Below are 17,524 nucleotides of genomic sequence, written 5' to 3' on the forward strand. Positions count from 1 at the left end.
GCCGCCGGGAGAGGAGCGTGAGCCAGCAGGTCAAGCAACGGGTCGCGCCCGCCGCGGAATCGCCCTTGATCCGTCCGGCCACGCTGGAGGATCTGGATGCGCTGGTGGCGCTGGAGGATGCGGCGTTCGAGATCGATCGCATCTCGCGGCGGCAGTTTCGCTACCTGCTCACGCGTGGGCATGCGGTCACGCTGGTGGCGGAGGGTCCCGGTGGGGAGGGCTTGCTCGGCTACGTGATGCTGCTGTTCAGTCGTGGTACGTCGCTGGCGCGGCTGTACTCGATTGCGGTCAGCGCGCGGGCGCGTGGCCAGGGGCTGGGCCGGCGCCTGGTGGAGGCGGCGGAAGACGCGGCGCGCCAGCACGGGCGGACCGATCTGCGCCTGGAGGTGCGGCGCGACAATGCGGCCAGCCTGGCCCTGTTCCGCGGGCTCGGCTATCGCGACTTCGGCACCATCGACGATTACTACGAGGACCACATGGATGCGCTGCGGCTGCAGAAGTCGCTGGCGACCGGCCCCGATCCGGCGCTGGTGCGCGCGCCCTACTACGCGCAGACGCTGGAGTTCACCTGCGGCCCGGCCGCGCTGATGATGGCGATGCGCGCGGTGGACCCGGCGCTGAAGCTGGACCGGCGCCTGGAGCTGCGCCTGTGGCGGGATGCCACCACGATTTTTATGACCTCGGGCCACGGCGGTTGCGGGCCGTACGGGCTCGCGCTGGCGGCCGCCCATCGCGGGTTCGAGGTGGAACTGCTGGTGCGCGATCGCGGCGTGGCGTTCGCGGATTCCGTGCGCAGCGCGGAGAAGAAGGAGGTGATGCAGCTGGTGCAGGAGGACATGGTCGAGGAGCTGGAACAGCTGGGGGTGCCGGTGGTGCACGGTCCGGTGAACGTATCCCAGCTGGAGGCGCGCTTTGCCGAGGGCGGGGTGCCGGTGGTGCTGATCAGCAGCGTGCGGCTGTATGCCGAGCGCTTCCCGCACTGGGTCACGGTGACGGGCTTCGACGAGCGCTTTGTCTACGTGCATGACCCGTTCGTGGACGTGGAGCAAGGGGAGCGCGCGGTGGACTCGGTGAACATGCCGATCGCGCGTGCGGACTTCGAGCGCATGGCGCGCTACGGCCGCGCGGGGCTGCAGGCGGCGGTGATCGTCGGCCCGCGCCGTACGGCGGAGGGCGCGCATGCCTGAGCACCGCATCCTGGTCGAGCGCCGGGCGGACTGGAAGTCGCACTTCCCCGACCTTCCGGTCATGGCTATTGACGACTACCTGCGTGGCCCCGCTGCCGGCGACCCGGCCAACCTGCGTGTGATCAACCTGTGCCGCAGCCAGCGTTACCTGTCCGCCGGGTACTACGGCTCGCTGCTGGCGGAGGCGCGCGGGCACCGGGTGATCCCCAGCGTGCGCACCCTGCAGGACCTGTCGCGCAAGTCCATCTACAGCCTGGATACCGAGGAGCTGGACGAACGCGTGGCGCGCGTTCTGGGCCGCAGCCGCCAGGGCGTGCAGCCCGAGCGGCTGGAGCTGACCGTGCTGTTCGGCCAGTGCGACGAGCCGGCGCTGCAGGAGATCGCCGGCCAGCTGTTCGCCCTGTTCCCCGCGCCGATGTTCCGGGTGGAGTTCCGGCTTCAGGGACGCTGGCAGATCCACGCCCTTCGCTCGTTCGCGCTGAACGCGCTGGAACCCGAGCAGGAGCCGGCCTTCTTCGCCGCGCTGGAGCGCTACCTCTCCAAACCCTGGCGCCGCCGCCGCGGGGCACGCAGCGCGCGCTACGAGCTGGCCATCCTGCACAACCCGGACGAGGCGATGGCCCCGTCCACGCCGGCCACGCTCAAGCGCTTCGCCCGCGCCGGGCAGGAACAGGGGATGGATGTCGAGCTGATCCAGGCGCGCGATCTGCCACGACTGGCGGAGTTCGACGCCCTGTTCATCCGCGAGACCACCGCCATCGACCACTACACCTATCGCTTCGCGCGCAAGGCCGAGGCCGAGGGCATGGTGGTAATCGACGATGCCGACTCCATCCTGCGCTGCACCAACAAGGTCTATCTGGCTGAGCGCCTGGCCGCCCATCGCGTGCCGACGCCAAAGACCGTGATCCTCACCCGCGAGACCATCCTGCGCGCGGAGGAACAGATCGGCTATCCCGTGGTGCTCAAGATCCCGGACGGCAGCTTCTCGCGCGGGGTGTTCAAGGCGAACGACCGCGCCGAGCTGGAATCCATCGCCCGACGCCTCTTGAAGGAGAGCGATCTGATCCTCGCCCAGGAGTTTGTCTACACCGAGTTCGACTGGCGCATCGGCGTGCTCAACCGCCAGCCGCTGTATGCCTCGCAGTACCTGATGTCGCGCAAGCACTGGCAGATCGTCAATCACGACGCCAAGGGTGGCCCGCGCGAGGGCGGCTTCCGCACGCTGGCACTGGCGGACGTGCCCGCCGCCGTGGTCAAGACGGCCGTGAAGGCCGCCAACCTGATCGGCGACGGCCTCTATGGCGTCGATCTCAAGCAGACCCCGCGCGGCGTGATGGTCATCGAGGTCAACGACAACCCCAACCTCGACGCCGGCATCGAGGACAAGGTCCTCGGCGAGACCCTCTACACCACCCTGATGCAGGACTTCGTCCGCCGCCTCGACGCCGCCCGCCGCCACCGCGCCGCACCCTGATTGGAACGGGAGTCTGCCCGTCGCCGCGTCGGGAAGCGGTCAGGCCACGGCCTCGGGTGGTTCCTGCAGCGGGTCGTGGAGTTCGAGGTCGACCATCAGCTCGTTGGCCAGGGCTTCCAGGTCATCCTGCAGGGTGTTCAGGTCCAGGCCCTCGGGAACGCCCAGGCGGGCCTTCGCGCGGAACATCGGCTCGCCGGTCATCGAGCCCGGTTCGCAGGCCGTCTCCAGCGTCTCGACGCTCACGCCGTGGCGCGAGAGTACGGCGGTGATGTCCTGCACGATCCCCGGTCGGTCGTGCCCGATCAGGTCCAGCACCACCGGATGCCGCGCCGCCGGGGGCAGCTCGCTGCCGCGCTGGATATGCACCTGCAGCGAGTCGCCTGCCAGCCCGCGCAGCGCGGCCTCCAGCGCGTCGGCATTCTCGGTATCCACCTCCAGCAGTACCACTCCGGCAAACTGTCCGGCCAGTTGCGTCATCCGGCTTTCCAGCCAGTTACCGCCCGCCGCCCGTGCCCGCGCCGCCACCGCGCTCACCAGCCCCGGCCGGTCCGGCCCGATCACCGTCAGAATCACCGAAGTCTTCATACGCACTTCCTCACACGAATCGCTATCGGGCCAACCATCCTGCGCGCCCTTGCAGGCCATGACAATGCGCTGGATGTTGCTCACTGCGCCACCGCTCGAGGAACGGCACCATCGCTGCTCTCAGGCGTCGGCGGTTTCGGGGAGGTTGTAGAAGGCGCGGGCGGTGGCGGTGGTGTGGGCGGCGAGGTCTTCCGGGGTCTCGTCGCGCAGTTGGGCCACGTATTCACCGATGTGGGGGAGGAAGGCGGGTTCGTTGCGCCGGCCGTTGCCGATCTTCTTGCCGGAGCCCTTGGGCAGGGTGCGTGGCAGGAGGTAGGGGGCGTCGGTCTCGATCATCAGGCGGCCGCGCGGGATGCGCGGGACCAGCGGATGCAGGTGGGTGCCGCGGCGTTCGTCGCAGACCCAGCCGGTGATGCCGATGTGGCAGTCGAGGTCGAGGTATTCGGCCAGGGCGTCGGCCTCGCCGGTAAAGCAGTGCACTACGGCGGCCGGCAGCTTGTCGCGCCAGCGGCGCAGGATCTGGGCGAAGTCGTGGTGGGCGTCGCGCTCGTGCAGGAATACCGGCAGGCCGAGATCCGCGGCCAGCTCCAGCTGGGCCTCGAAGGCGATGCGCTGCTGCGGGCGCGGCGAGTGGTCGCGGTTGTAGTCCAGCCCCATCTCGCCCATGGCGACGACGTTGTCGTCCGCGCGGGCGAGGTCACTGAACCGCGCGGCGATCGCGTCGGTCCATTGCTTTGCCAGGTGCGGATGCACGCCCAGCGTGGCGCGGCAGCAGTCCGGGTACTGGTCGGCGATCTCCAGGCACTTCTCGCTCTGGTGTGCGTCGGCGCCGGTGATCAGCATCCAGGAGACGCCGGCCTCGCGGGCGCGCTCGAGGACCTCGTCGCGTTCCTTGTTGAAGGATTCGTGGGTGAGGTTGAAGCAGATATCGATCCATTCCATGCGCGGTATGCTAACGGATTGGACGCGCAGCGCCAGATCCCCGGCGCCGTCATTGCGATGGGGCGAATCCCAAGAACGCGCAGTGCGCTGCGCGGCCGTGGGTTGTCACGGCGTGCGAGCCCATCGCTCTGCCAGCTTTGGGAGATTGCCGCGGCGCCTTCGGCGCCTCGCAATGACGGGAAACCAGTAGCGTCATCGCGAGGAGCGCAGCGACGTGGCACAAAAGCGCGAAGCGCGTTGAACGGCCGCAGGCCGGCCCGGAGGGCGAGCGCAGCGAGTAATCTCTGGGAGGAACCCCGGCGTTGCAATGGCGGGGCTGTGGTCCGGGTTTGGGGCTGTGGCCGTGTGGGCGTGTTAAACCTTGTGCAGAGCTTTTGATCGGGAGTTTGGAATGCGTGATGCGAGTCCCCAGGCGGTTTATCTGAGCGATTACCAGCCGCCGGCGTTTGTGGTGGAGAGCCTGGAGTTGGACTTTGATCTGGCGGCGGCGACCACCGAGGTGACCACGCGCATGGCGGTACGGCGCAATCCGCAGGCGGCGGAGCCGAACGGGGCGCTGCGGCTCTACGGCGATGGCGTCGAGCTGGTGTCGCTGACCGTGGATGGGGCGCAGCCGGGCGAGGGCCTGCTGGAGCAGGATGCCGAGGGCCTGCTGCTGCACGGCTTGCCGGAGGCGGTGCGGCTCGAGATTGTCAGCCGCTGCCACCCGGAGCAGAACACCGCATTGGAAGGCCTGTACGCCTCCAGCGGCATGCTGTGTACCCAGTGCGAGCCGGAGGGCTTTCGCCGCATCACGTTCTTCCCCGATCGTCCGGATGTGCTGACCACCTACCGCGTGCGCCTGGAAGCGGACCGGGCGCAGTACCCAGTGCTGCTGGCCAACGGCAACCGCGTGGAGGCCGGCGAGCTGGACGGCGGGCGCCACTACGCGGTGTGGGAGGACCCGTTCCCCAAGCCGTCGTACCTGTTTGCGCTGGTCGCCGGGGATCTGGCCTGCCAGCGCGACACCTTCACCACCATGTCCGGGCGCGAGGTCGCGCTGGAGCTGTTTGTGGAGGCGCACAACGCCGATCGCTGCGACCATGCGCTGGCCTCGCTGAAGCGCGCGATGCGCTATGACGAGGAGGCCTTCGGCCGCGAATACGATCTGGACGTGTACATGATCGTCGCGGTCGACGACTTCAACATGGGGGCGATGGAGAACAAGGGACTGAACCTGTTCAACGCCAAGTACGTGCTGGCCAGCCCCGACACCGCCACCGACAGCGACTTTGTTGCCATCGAGTCGGTGATCGCCCACGAGTACTTCCACAACTGGTCCGGCAACCGCGTGACCTGCCGCGACTGGTTCCAGCTGTCGCTCAAGGAAGGGCTCACGGTCTTCCGCGACCAGGAGTTCACCACCGACTGCACCCTGTTCGGCGTCAAGCGCATCGACGATGTCGCCATGCTGCGCGCCTTCCAGTTCCCGGAGGATGCCGGACCGCTCGCGCACCCGGTGCGCCCGGACCACTACGCCGAGATCAACAACTTCTACACCCTGACCGTCTACGAGAAGGGCGCGGAGCTGATCCGCATGCTGCGCACCCTGATCGGGCGCGAGACCTTCCGTCGCGGGCTGGACCTATACTTCGAGCGCTTCGACGGCCAGGCAGTGACCACCGACGACTTCGTCGCGGTGATGGCCGAGGCCAGCGGGCGCGATCTCTCCCGCTTCAAGCGCTGGTACACCCAGGCCGGCACGCCGCATGTGACCGCAAGCACCGCGTTCGACGGTCCCGGCGGCCCGGCCCGCATCACGCTCGCGCAGGAGACCCCTGCGACCCCGGGGCAGGCGCACAAGGAGCCGGTGGTGATCCCGGTGCGCATGGCCTTCCTCGATGCCGACGGCCAGCGCATCCGCGCGCGTCGGGAAGGCGACGAAGCCGCGCGCGACGAATGGGTGCTGGAGCTGGACGCCGCCGAGCACACCTTCTGCTTCGAGGATCTGTCCGCCGAGCCTGTCGCGATCTCCTGGCTGCGCGGCTTCTCAGCCCCGGTGATCCTGAACGCCAACCAGGGCGTGGACGAACTGGCGCACCTGCTGGCGCATGACGATGATGCCTTCGCCCGCTGGGAGGCCGCGCAGACCCTGTTCCGTCGCGCCATCCGCGCGCGTATCGAGCACGACGCCGCGGACTCCGCGCTGGAGGCCGCCACCGAACACGCCCTGCGTGCCCTGATCGAGGACCCGGCGATCGAGCCCGTGTTGCTGGCGACCATCCTGCAGCTGCCGCCCACGCGCGAGCTGGCCGAGCTGTTCGAGCGCGTCGATCCGGTGCGCCTGCGCATGGAGCGCGACGACCTGGAGAAGCGTCTTTATGCCCCGCTGGCGGGTGCGATGCAGCAGATCCAGCCGAAGCTGGACGATGTGGACAACGGGGCCTTCACCGCCGAGGCGATGGGCCGGCGCCAGCTGCGCAACCGCCTGCTGGCGCTGCGCGTGGCCGCCGGCGACCAGGCCGCGGTACCCGAGGCCCTGGCGCAGTACCAGAAGGCGCGCAGCATGACCATGCGCATGGGTGCGCTGAACGCGGTGAACGAGCTGGATCACGAGGCCCGCGAGGTGCTGCTGACGGACTTCGAGCAGCGCTACCGCGACGACCCGCTGGTGCTGGACAAGTACTTCGGCCTGCAGGCCGGCAGTCAGGTCCCGGGTGGCTTCGAGCGCCTGGAGGCGCTGCTGGAGCACCCCGGGTTCCGCTGGACCAACCCGAACCGGGTGCGCGCGGTGCTGGGGCCGTTCATGGCGCGCAATGAACGTCACTTCCACCAGGAAGACGGCGAGGGCTATCGCCGCATGGGCGGCTTCGTCGAGAAGCTGGACGCGATGAACCCGCAGACCGCCGCGCGCCTGGCCCAGCCGCTGACGCGCTGGCAAAAGGTGGACAGCGTTCGCGGCGAGCAGATGCGCGCGGAACTCGAGCGCCTCGCCGCGCTCGAACTGTCGCGCGACCTGCGCGACGTGATCGAGCGCGCGCTGGCGGAGTAGGCGGCGACTCTCTCGCCGATGAGGCGACGGGAATGTGTGTGTGGGAGCGTGCCTGCACGCGAATGCTCCTGCCCGCGTCCGGCTTTGACGGGGCTTCGCGTGCAAGCACGCTCCCACAGGGGGTGCGCTGAGGCCTGCGGGTTGTGGTAGCGTATCGCCCGGTTACTGGGCTGCTGCCTCCTGAGATGAGGGTTTGGCCGACGTGAAACGGGTCTTCCATCGACTGCTGTGCTGGATGCTGGTGCTGGCGATCGCCGGCCTGCCGGCGCTTGCGGCTGTCGCGAGTGAGGAAGGCGGTCACGCCGGGCATGCGATGCACGGGGCCCAGTCAAAGGGCGACCAGCCTGCGGATCACGCGGCCCATGATCACTCACATGATCACGCGCACGGCGACCACCATGATCACCATGCGCAGGACGATCACGCCGATACTCGGCATGGCGGCGACCACGCCCATGAAGCATCCGATTCCTCTGACGCCAGCGGGGTGATCGTGCACGTGGATTGCGTGGACGCGGCCTGTCTGGCGAGCTGCTCGGCCTGCAGCCACTGCCAGGGCATGCCGTCCATCACCAGTATGCACCTGCTGGCCCCGGTGACGCAGGCCATTACGCTGTATTCCTTCCAGAGCGGTCCGCCTGCGGCCGCGTTATACCGACCCCCGATCCTCTCCTGATCTGACTGTACCGGCCCGAGCGCCGGGGCTGTCCGTATGCCCGGGTTCCACCCGGTGGTGGCGGATGGCAAGGCCGTGTCGCGCGTTCGCGCGGGATGCGGAATCGAAGTCCGATCAAGGAGATTTTCACGATGCGAGCAACCCGATTGCTGCTCCCCGTCGTTTCGGTGCTGTTCCTCGCCGGTTGCGCGGTCACCGCGCCCGAGCTGGACCGCTCCGAACTGGCGGAGGACATCTCGGTGCAGGGGATCGACCTGCCCGAGTCGGAGATGCCCCGCCCCTCTGGCGAGCTGACGCTCGAGGAGGCCATTCATCAGGCCCTGTGGCGCAACCCGCGCATGCAGCAGGCCTACGCCAAGCTGGATCTGACGGCCGCCGATGTGGTCGAAGCCGCCCAGTTTTCCAATCCCACCCTGTCGCTGTCGGTGATGCGCCCCGAGGGCGGTGGCGGCAACGAGACGGGGGTCGGCCTGGCCTGGGGGGTCTCCGGCCTGCTGATGCGCAGTGCCCGTCAGGACATTGCCGAATCCCACTGGGAGTCCACCCGTCTGCAGCTGGCCGAAGGCATGGTGGCCCTGGCCTCGGACACCGAGCGTGCCTGGTATGACGCGGTGGCCGCGCGCCAGCGGGCCCAGGTGCAGGCGCTGGAGACCCGTGCGGCGGATCTCGGGTCGCTACTGGGCGAGCGCTTTTTTGACGCCGGCAATATTACCGACCTGAAGCGTGCCCAGTTGAACATTCGTGCCGCCGAAGCACGTCTGAAACTCGAGGATGCGCGTCAGCGCGAGCGTGAGACCCGGCTGCGCCTGGCTCACCTGATGGGCCTGCCCGGCGAGGTCGACGACTGGGAGGTCCCCGGCAAGCTGCCGCTGCCGCTGGCCGGTGTGGACGATCGCGATGCCCTGGTCGAGCAGGCGCTGGAGCAGCGTCTGGATCTGCGGGCCCTGGATCACGCCCTGGAGGGGCTCACCGAGGGTGTGGCTCTGGTGCGGCGCTATCGCTGGCTGGGGGATATCGAGCCCGGTATCGAGTTCGAACGCGAGACGGACGGCACTCGCCTGTGGGGCGGTGGCATCTCCTTCACCCTGCCGATCTTCAACCAGAACCAGGCCGGCATCGCGCGGGCCGAGGCGCGGCTGGAGGACGGCGAGGCCCGCCGGGCCCGGCTGGAGCAGGCGGTGACCGCCGATGTCCACCAGCACTTCGTGCGGCTGGCCCATCACCGGGACAAGTTCGGCACGAAACGCTACGAACTGCTCCCTGCCCGCGAAATCGAGCTGGAGCGCATGCAGGAGCGCGTGAACTTCATGTTCGACGATGTCTTCGACCTGCTGGTGACCAAGCAGGAGGAGCTGGCCGACTGGCAGCGCGCGGTGGCCGCGCTGGGCGAGTACTGGCGGGCCCGGGTCGACCTGGCCTTCACCGTGGCCGGCGAGCTGCCGGGCGGGGCGCCGGGTGACGAGGGCTATCTTGAAACCGACGCACTCGAGCATGACCCGTCCGCGATGGATCACGGGGACCACGGCGGTCACGGCGGTCACGGAGACCACGGAGACCACGGGGATCACGGGGATCACGGGGATCACGGGGATCACGGGGATCACGGGGATCACGGGGATCATGACCATGGCGATCACGGTGACCACGGCGACGACGGTCACGGAGGGCATCACTGATGAAACGGCGTAACTTCCTGCTGGCCGCCGGCGCGGCAATGTTGCCGGCAACTACCCTGACCCGGGTAATGGCCGAAACGGGTCACGAGCACCACAACGAGGGCGAAACCACGCCCGGCGAACGCACCGAGCAGGGCTACATGCCGGTGCACACGCCGAACGGCTGGACCCTTCCGTACGAGATGAACAACGGCGTGAAGGAGTTTCACCTGGTCGCCGAGGAGATCGAGCACGAGTTCGCGCCCGGTTCGGTGGCCAGGTGCTGGGGCTACAACGGCACCACCCCGGGACCGACCATCGAGGCGGTGGAGGGCGACAAGGTTCGCATCTACGTGACCAACCGCCTGCCGGAATACACCTCGGTGCACTGGCACGGCATCCATCTGCCTTCCGGCATGGACGGTGTGAAGGGCGTGACCCAGCCGCCGATCCACCCGGGCGAGACCTTCGTCTACGAGTTCGAGTTGAACCAGCACGGCACGCACATGTACCACCCGCATGCCGACGAGATGGTGCAGATGGCGATGGGGATGATGGGGATGTTCATCATCCACCCGAAGGACGGCGAGATCGAGCCGGTGGATCGCGACTACGCGATCCTGCTGCACAACTGGGCCCTGCATCCCGGTACCCGCACGCCCGATCCGTCGATCATGGTCGATTTCGACTTGTGGTCGATGAACTCCAAGGTGTTCCCGGCCATTGATTCACTGGTGGCGAGAACCGGGGAACGCGTGCGTATCCGCATGGGCAACCTGTCGATGTGGAACCACCCGATGCATGTGCATGGGGTGTCGTTCGAGGTCACCGGCTCCGATGGCGGGCGTTGGCCGCGCGAACAGTGGCGCAAGGAGACCACCGAGATCGTCGCGGTCGGCCAGACCCGCGATATCGAGTTCGTCGCACCACCTGGTGACTGGGCGTTCCACTGCCACATGACGCATCACACCATGAACCCGATGGGGCACGGCATCGCCAACACCCTGGGCGTGGATCAGTCCGGTCTCGAGGAGGAGATCCGTACGCTGCTGCCCGGCTATATGGCCATGGGCGAACACGGCATGGCGGATCACCAGGACCACACCGATGGTGGCCACATGCGCGGGCCCGAGAATACCCTGCCGATGGGCATGGGCCAGGGGCCGTTCGGCAACATCGGCATGGGTGGCATGTTCACCCTGATCAAGGTGCGCGATGACCAGGAGCCCGGGGACTTCAGCGATCCCGGCTGGTACTGGCACCCGGACGGGGAGGTGGCCCGCCGCGTGAGCAGTGATCCTGATTTCGGCAGTCCGGTGCGCCGCGGCAAGGTCGCGGGGGCGGATTCCGACGGGCTCCCGACCCCCAGCCGCGATGCCCATGGCGGGCACGGAGGCCGCGGGGGGCATGGAGGACACAATGGCCACGGAGGCCACAACCACTGAGCTTCCACCGGCGCGGGTGCCAGGGCCACCGCAAGGTGGTCCCGGTGGCCTACGGCCGGTGGGCTGTGACACGACTGCACTTAAGAAAGAGGAAACTCAATCATGATAACGATTCGTACCCGCAATACCCTGCGTTCGGCCCTTGCGGCCCTGCTGCTGGCGTTCGCCAGCCCCCTGCTGGCCCACGAAGGCGAGATGGGGCATGTCCCGGAGGACGGTTCCACGGTGCAGGGCACCCCGGAGGAGATCGGGATTCACTTCGATGGTGCGATGCGCATTACCCAGTTCGACGTGATCGGCCCGCGTGGCCGGGTCTCCCTGGAAGACCAGCCCGGCAATGACCCGACCGAGGAATACCATGTGCGCCCGGCCGGCGACCTGGAACCGGGGCGTTACGAGGTGCGCTGGCGTGGCCTGGCTCGTGACGGCCACATGATGTCCGGGACCTTCCGCTTTACGGTGGAGGACTGAGCCGTGGCCTGGCTGTCCGCGCTTGCCGGTGTGGATGCCTGGACGGTCGCCATGATCGTGGTGGCGGCCGGCTTCTATGCCGGTGCCTTGCTGGCGGCCGGGGCGGTGCTGTTTCGCCTGGCGTTTCCGGATCTGCCTGATCCGGAACGTCGGGCGGCCAGCCGCACGGGTGCGATCTCGGCCTGGGTCGCGATCGTGCTGGCCCTGATCGAGTGGCCGTTGCAGGCCGGGTATCTCGGGGGCGGCAATGGTGCCGCCGCAGTCGATCCGATGCTGCTCGGCGTCGTATTCGAGGGCGCGCAGGGGACTCAGCTGATCCTGGCCGTGAGCGGTTTGCTGCTGGTGCAGGCGATCCTGCTGGATGCCCGACGCCTGCCGGGGCTCGGGCATGGTCTGAGTCTCGGAGGCGTGTTGCTGGTCATGCTTGCCTTCGTGCAGGTCGGGCACACGGTCGACGAACCCCGTTGGTTGCTGGGCGGGCTGCTGGTGCTCCACCTGCTGGCGGCGGCCTTCTGGGTTGGGTCGTTGTGGCCGCTGTATCGCCTGGCGGGGCGCCCACCTGGCGGAGCGGATGCCGTACGTATCCTGGATCGCTTTGGTCGGGTGGCGGTGTTCGGTGTCGGCCTGCTGGTGCTCGCCGGTGTTGTGCTGGCTGCGCTGCTGCTCGGCGGTGTCACACCTTTGCTCACGACCGGTTACGGGCAGTTCCTGATCGGCAAGGTGCTGATTGTGGCCCTGCTCCTGCTACTGGCGGCATCCAACAAATGGCGCCTGGTACCGGCTTTCGAGCGGGGCGAACCCCGGGCCCCGCAGCGGCTGCGGCGCAGCATTGGGTTGGAGATCGGGCTGGTGGGGCTGGTGTTTCTGGTCACGGCCGTACTGACCACGGTCAGTTCCCCGGCCAACGGGTAGAGAAAGGGGCACCTCCCGGATATCCGGGAGGTGCCATTGGGTATCAGATCGGGCGCTGGGCGACAGTCGCCTCGAGTTCGACTTCCTCGCCGTCGCGCAGGAGCTTGATCGACAGGTCGGCGCCTGGATCGGTTCGTGCAATGACATTCAGGGCTTCGCGCGGGCTGTTGACCGCGTCGCCATTGAGATGGGTGATCACGTCGCCGATCTCGATGCCTGCCTCCTGGGCGGGGCCGTCCCGCAGGATGCCGGCGACCAGCACTCCGCGTGGGGCATCCAGCCCGAAGGAATCAGCCAGTTCGCGGTTCATCGCCTGGACCTCGATCCCCAGCCATCCGCGGGCGACATAGCCTTGTTCGATGATCTCGGTCATCACGTCACGGGCGAGGTCCACCGGGATCGCGAAGCCGATGCCATGGGACCCCCCGGAGCGCGAGAAGATCGCGGTATTGATGCCGATGACTTCACCTTTGGCATTGATCAGCGCGCCACCGGAGTTGCCGGGATTGATCGCCGCGTCGGTCTGGATAAAGTCCTCGAAGGTGTTAATCCCGAGCTGGTTGCGCCCGGTGGCGGAGACGATCCCCTGGGTCACGGTCTGCCCGACACCGAAGGGGTTGCCGATCGCGAGTACGACGTCGCCGACGCGCAGGTCGCGGGAGTGGCCAACCGTGGCCACTGCCACCTCGTCGGTGCGGATGCGCAGGACGGCGAGGTCGGTATCGGGGTCGATGCCGATGATCTCGGCCGGATGGGCGTCGCCATTGGGCAGGACCACGGCGATCGCGTCGGCCTCCTCGATCACGTGGTGATTGGTCAGGATATGGCCTCGATCGGTCATGATTACGCCGGAGCCCAGGCTGGCCTGCTCGGTGTCGCCCGGGGGCATGGGCTGGCCAAAGAACTCGTGCAGGTCGAGGATGCCGGGGGTGTCGAGCACGCGCGAGGTCATGATGTTGACCACGGCCGGCGCGGCCCGCTCGACCCCGTCGGCATAGCTGACCGCGGCCCCGTTGGTTGTGGAGAGCGGGGTGGCGACTTGCAGCTCCGCCTGCTCGGCCCGATCGCGGTCGAGCACATGCGGAAAGAACACGGCGACGACCACGGCGATCGCCACGCCGGTCAGGGCGGCTTGCAGCAGGAAACGCGAGAAATTCACCATATAGGGAATATACCGAAATGGGATGGGCTGCACAGCCGCCGATCCCGGTCCAGCCGGAGAACCGATCGTGATCGAACGGGACGTATTAATGCAGGCCCTGAACGAAGAGCTCCAGCCGGAGCGCTTTCGCGACTATTGCCCGAACGGGCTGCAGGTGGAGGGGCGAGCCGAGGTGCGTCGCATCGTTAGTGGGGTGACGGCATCGCTGGCGCTGGTCGAGGCCGCGATCGCGGACGGGGCCGACACGATCCTGGTGCATCACGGCTATTTCTGGAAGGGCGAGCCGGAGGTGGTCACCGGCATGAAGCGCGAACGCCTGCGCCGGCTGCTGGAGCACGATATCAACCTGGTGGCCTACCACCTGCCGCTGGATGCGCATCCGGAGCTGGGCAACAACACCCAACTGGCCAATCGCCTCGGATTCGCGATCGAGGGGGTGCTGCGCGAGGACGGCGTGGGCCAGCACGGGCGCCCCGCCGCCGAGGTGTCGGGGGCGGGCCTGCGTGACCACATCTCCGCTGTGCTGGGGCGCGAGTGCCTGTGGGTGCCGGGCGGCGAGCGGCCGATTCGGCGTGTTGCCTGGTGCACCGGCGGGGCACAGTCGTTGCTGATGGAGGCAGCGGCGCAGGGTGTGGATGCCTATATCAGTGGCGAGATCTCCGAGCAGACCACTCACGAGGCGCGCGAGACGGGCGTGCACTACTTCGCCGCGGGGCATCACGCGACCGAGCGCTACGGGGCGCCTGCCCTGGGGGAGTGGTGCGCCGAGCGGTTCGGGCTGGAGCACCGGTTCATCGACATCGACAACCCAGCCTGAACGGCGCCCCGGCGTGCGCACATTCGCGGGGCAATCTGCCCTTGCCGGGGGCGCTGAAATCCCGCCTTTATCATGAATGACTTATAATCGATCGGGTGCGTCTGGCGAGGCCGTCCGCCCGGTCTTAAGGCATTCACCTACTTGACCTTATTAGCGTGTTCGGGAATTCTATCGGATTTTACTGGCCGCCCCGCGGTGGCCTGCCCGTTCGCCCGTGAGCGCGCCCAGGGCGGCGCGCTCACGGGGTAGTCTGCGGGCATCTCCGCACCCTCGTCCGCGTATCGAGTGGCTGCCGAGACACGATTTCAACACGTTGTTTGGAGAGACAAACATGGCAAACCAAGGCGTAAATCGAGGCCGTCGCCGGTTCCTCGTCGCCGCGACGACAGTCGTCGGCGGTGCCGGTGTCGCAGCGGTCGCGACTCCGTTCCTGGCGTCCTTGCAGCCCAGCGCGCGCGCTCAGGCAGCAGGGGCTCCGGTCGAGTTCGACGTGACCGAGGTCGAGCCCGGCCAGCGCGTCAGCATCGAGTGGCGTGGACAGCCGATCTGGATCGTGCGGCGTACCGACGAGATGCTGGATGGTTTGTCCCAGGTGACCGATCGCCTGCGCGATCCGGACTCCGAGAACGAGGCCCAGCAGCCGGAATACGCGCAGAACGAGCACCGCTCGATCAAGCCGGAAATCCTGGTGCTGATCGGGATCTGCACCCACCTCGGGTGCTCGCCGTCGTTCCGTCCGGAGATCGGTGATCCCGGTATGGGTTCCGACTGGCAGGGCGGCTGGCTGTGCGGTTGCCACGGTTCGCGTTTCGACATGGCCGGCCGCGTCTATCGCAACATGCCGGCGGTCGACAACCTCGAGGTGCCGCCGCACCACTACATCACGGACAACCTGCTGCTCGTGGGTGAAGATGAAGACGGAGGAGCTGTCTGATGGCCGGTAATCCCGCGGAAAAGTGGCAGGGTGGGCTGCTGGGCTGGGTTGACGCCCGCTTCCCCCTGTCCCAGATGTGGAACGAACATCTGGCTCAGTATTACGCACCGAAGAACTTCAACTTCTGGTATTTCTTCGGTTCCCTCGCCCTGCTGGTGCTGGTCATCCAGATCGTCTCCGGCATCTTCCTGACCATGTTCTACAAGCCCGACGCCGAGCTGGCCTTCGCGTCGGTCGAGTACATCATGCGTGACGTGGAGTGGGGCTGGCTGATTCGCTACATGCATTCCACAGGCGCCTCGATGTTCTTCGTGGTGGTCTACCTGCACATGTTCCGGGCACTCCTGTACGGCTCCTACAAGAAGCCACGCGAGCTGATCTGGATCTTTGGTGTGCTGATCTATCTGGTGCTGATGGCCGAAGCCTTCGCCGGCTACCTGCTGCCGTGGGGCCAGATGTCCTACTGGGGCGCGCAGGTGATCGTGAACCTGTTCCAGACCATCCCGTACATCGGGCCGGATCTGGTGACCTGGATTCGCGGTGACTTCCTGCTGTCCGATGCCACGCTGACGCGCTTCTTCGCGCTGCACGTGATTGCCCTGCCGCTGGTGCTGATCCTGCTGGTGGCCGCGCACATCATCGCGCTGCACGAAGTGGGTTCGAACAATCCCGACGGCGTCGAGATCAAGAAGAACAAGGACGAGAACGGCATCCCGAAGGACGGTATCCCGTTCCACCCGTACTACACCGTGAAGGACATCGTCGGCGTCAGCGTCTTCCTGATGGTGTTCGCGGTCATCATGTTCTTCTTCCCGATGGGCGGCGGCCTGTTCCTGAAGCCGGACAACATGATCCCCGCCGACCCGTTGGTTACCCCTGAACTGATTCCGCCGGTCTGGTATTTCACCTCGATGTACTCGGTGCTGCGCTCCGTGCCGGATCCGTTCCTCGGCGTGGTGGCCATGGGCCTTGCGGTGGTGATGTTGTTCTTCATCCCCTGGCTGGACCGCAACCCGGTTCTGTCGATGCGCTATCGCTCGTTCGCGGCCAAGTTCAACCTGGCGGCATTCGTGGTGGCCTTCGTGATCCTGGGCTGGCTCGGTCTGCAGCAGGCGACCACGATGATCAGCGAAATGAGCTTCCGCTGGTCGCTCGTGTACTTCGCGTTCTTCTTCCTGCTGTGGTTCCTCAGTCGGGAGCGCTCTGCGGCGGTCAGTCTGATCCTGTTCGCGGTGGTCGTGGGTATCTACACCCTCTACGACATCACGCGCTTCGATCCGAGTGACGCAAGCCTGATTATGTGGTCCTGGCTGATCCCGACCGTGCATCTGTTCGTCTGCATGGTGGTCCCGGTGTTTGCCCGGGGTCTGGGTCGTGATCGTGCCGTTCCGGAAAGGGTGACTTCGTAATGAAAACGTTTATCGCAACGACTGTTATGGCCCTGGCGGCCCTGTTCACCGTGCCGGCGGCCTCGGCCGCCAGCTACAGTGGTGATCTGCAAAAAGCCAATGTGGACGTGACCAACCAGGCGTCGCTGCAACGCGGCGCCCGGCTGTACATGAACTACTGCATGGCCTGCCACTCCACCCAGTACATGCGCTACAACCGCGTGGGTCGCGACATCGGTCTGACCGAGGAGCAGGTTACCGAGAACTTCATCTTCATCACCGATGAGGATGGCGACCTGGTGAACCCGGGCTCGCTGATGAAGAACGCGATGTCGGACTCCTATGCCGACGAGGCCTTTGGTGTGACGCCGCCGGATCTGACCCTGGCGACCCGCATTCATGGTGAGGACTGGGTGTACACCTTCCTCAAGAGCTTCTACATCGACGAGGACCGTCCGCTGGGTGCCAACAACACGGTGTTCAGCAACGTCGGCATGCCCCACGTGCTGTGGGAGCTGCAGGGCTGGCAGGAGCTGGTCGAGGACGATGACGGCAACGAGCGTCTGGAGCTTGTGCGCAACGGCTCCATGAGCCAGAGCGAGTACGATCGCGCGGTGCGCGACCTCGTCACCTACCTTTCGTACATGGGCGAACCGATGCAGCTCGACCGTCAGCGCATCGGCCTGTACGTCCTCATCTTCCTGGCCGTGTTTACCGTGCTGGCCTACTTCTTGAAAAAGGAGTACTGGAAAGACGTACACTAGGCGGCCTGAACCGTCGCCGGCGGGCGCTCAGGGATGAGCGCCCGCCGGTGTTATTGACCGTCTGCCCGGCGCGGCGTG

At 66.9% G+C, this 17,524-nt stretch carries 15 protein-coding genes; 12 read left to right on the plus strand and 3 right to left on the minus strand.

Annotation, left to right across the window (positions count from 1 at the left end; translation table 11 throughout):
• Positions 1–17: 17 nt before the first annotated feature.
• Together F579_RS0110950 and F579_RS0110955 are read left to right on the plus strand one after the other, a co-directional pair.
• On the plus strand, positions 18–1,187 hold the full coding sequence (locus F579_RS0110950) for a GNAT family N-acetyltransferase/peptidase C39 family protein (protein ID WP_019023187.1): 1,170 nt from the start codon (positions 18–20) through the stop codon (positions 1,185–1,187).
• A complete protein-coding gene (locus F579_RS0110955) occupies positions 1,180–2,664 on the plus strand; it encodes a RimK family protein (RefSeq protein ID WP_019023186.1) in 1,485 nt (494 codons plus the stop codon). Before F579_RS0110950 ends, F579_RS0110955 begins: the two co-directional genes overlap by 8 nt.
• Positions 2,665–2,703: 39 nt before the next feature.
• On the opposite strand, the gene F579_RS0110960 is transcribed toward F579_RS0110955, so the two are convergent.
• Both F579_RS0110960 and F579_RS0110965 read right to left on the minus strand, forming a co-directional pair.
• Complete coding sequence (locus tag F579_RS0110960; RefSeq protein ID WP_026300963.1) at positions 2,704–3,249, minus strand: glycine cleavage system protein R; 546 nt, start codon at positions 3,247–3,249, stop codon at positions 2,704–2,706.
• A gap of 120 nt (positions 3,250–3,369) precedes the next feature.
• On the minus strand, positions 3,370–4,191 hold the full coding sequence (locus F579_RS0110965; RefSeq protein WP_019023184.1) for a TatD family hydrolase: 822 nt from the start codon (positions 4,189–4,191) through the stop codon (positions 3,370–3,372).
• A gap of 391 nt (positions 4,192–4,582) precedes the next feature.
• Here F579_RS0110965 and pepN point away from each other — a divergent pair, with 391 nt between their 5' ends.
• The 6 genes from pepN (at position 4,583) to F579_RS0110995 (ending at position 12,381) form a co-directional block, all read left to right on the plus strand.
• Positions 4,583–7,222 (plus strand): aminopeptidase N, encoded by a 2,640-nt coding sequence (pepN, locus tag F579_RS0110970; RefSeq protein WP_019023183.1) that lies wholly within the window; start codon positions 4,583–4,585, stop codon positions 7,220–7,222.
• 235 nt (positions 7,223–7,457) lie between these two features.
• Complete coding sequence (locus F579_RS0110975; RefSeq protein ID WP_051076689.1) at positions 7,458–7,898, plus strand: hypothetical protein; 441 nt, start codon at positions 7,458–7,460, stop codon at positions 7,896–7,898.
• Between the two features lie 146 nt (positions 7,899–8,044).
• Positions 8,045–9,574 (plus strand): TolC family protein, encoded by a 1,530-nt coding sequence (locus tag F579_RS0110980; protein WP_019025622.1) that lies wholly within the window; start codon positions 8,045–8,047, stop codon positions 9,572–9,574.
• Positions 9,574–10,998, plus strand: coding sequence for a multicopper oxidase family protein (locus tag F579_RS0110985; RefSeq protein ID WP_019023180.1), 1,425 nt, complete (start codon positions 9,574–9,576; stop codon positions 10,996–10,998). The genes F579_RS0110980 and F579_RS0110985 overlap by 1 nt, the downstream gene beginning before the upstream one ends.
• A gap of 102 nt (positions 10,999–11,100) precedes the next feature.
• Positions 11,101–11,469 carry a copper resistance CopC family protein gene (locus tag F579_RS0110990; RefSeq protein WP_019023179.1) on the plus strand — a complete coding sequence of 123 codons (369 nt, stop codon included), beginning with the start codon at positions 11,101–11,103 and terminating at the stop codon, positions 11,467–11,469.
• A 3-nt stretch (positions 11,470–11,472) separates the two neighbouring features.
• Entirely contained in the window at positions 11,473–12,381 is a 909-nt protein-coding gene (locus tag F579_RS0110995) for a copper resistance D family protein (protein WP_019023178.1), read from the plus strand.
• Positions 12,382–12,424: 43 nt separating this feature from the next.
• On the opposite strand, the gene F579_RS0111000 is transcribed toward F579_RS0110995, so the two are convergent.
• Positions 12,425–13,543 (minus strand): S1C family serine protease, encoded by a 1,119-nt coding sequence (locus tag F579_RS0111000; protein ID WP_026300961.1) that lies wholly within the window; start codon positions 13,541–13,543, stop codon positions 12,425–12,427.
• Between the two features lie 67 nt (positions 13,544–13,610).
• Here F579_RS0111000 and F579_RS0111005 point away from each other — a divergent pair, with 67 nt between their 5' ends.
• The 4 genes from F579_RS0111005 (at position 13,611) to F579_RS0111020 (ending at position 17,446) form a co-directional block, all read left to right on the plus strand.
• Positions 13,611–14,360, plus strand: a complete 750-nt coding sequence (locus tag F579_RS0111005) for a Nif3-like dinuclear metal center hexameric protein (RefSeq protein ID WP_026300960.1) — start codon at positions 13,611–13,613, stop codon at positions 14,358–14,360.
• A gap of 331 nt (positions 14,361–14,691) precedes the next feature.
• A complete protein-coding gene (gene petA, locus F579_RS0111010) occupies positions 14,692–15,294 on the plus strand; it encodes a ubiquinol-cytochrome c reductase iron-sulfur subunit (RefSeq protein WP_026300959.1) in 603 nt (200 codons plus the stop codon).
• On the plus strand, positions 15,294–16,703 hold the full coding sequence (locus F579_RS0111015; protein WP_019023174.1) for a cytochrome b N-terminal domain-containing protein: 1,410 nt from the start codon (positions 15,294–15,296) through the stop codon (positions 16,701–16,703). The genes petA and F579_RS0111015 overlap by 1 nt, the downstream gene beginning before the upstream one ends.
• Positions 16,703–17,446, plus strand: coding sequence for a cytochrome c1 (locus tag F579_RS0111020; RefSeq protein WP_012983579.1), 744 nt, complete (start codon positions 16,703–16,705; stop codon positions 17,444–17,446). Before F579_RS0111015 ends, F579_RS0111020 begins: the two co-directional genes overlap by 1 nt.
• The last annotated feature ends 78 nt before the right edge of the window (positions 17,447–17,524 follow it).

It is taken from the genome of Thioalkalivibrio sp. ALJ21 (assembly GCF_000378605.1).
Classification (GTDB): domain Bacteria; phylum Pseudomonadota; class Gammaproteobacteria; order Ectothiorhodospirales; family Ectothiorhodospiraceae; genus Thioalkalivibrio.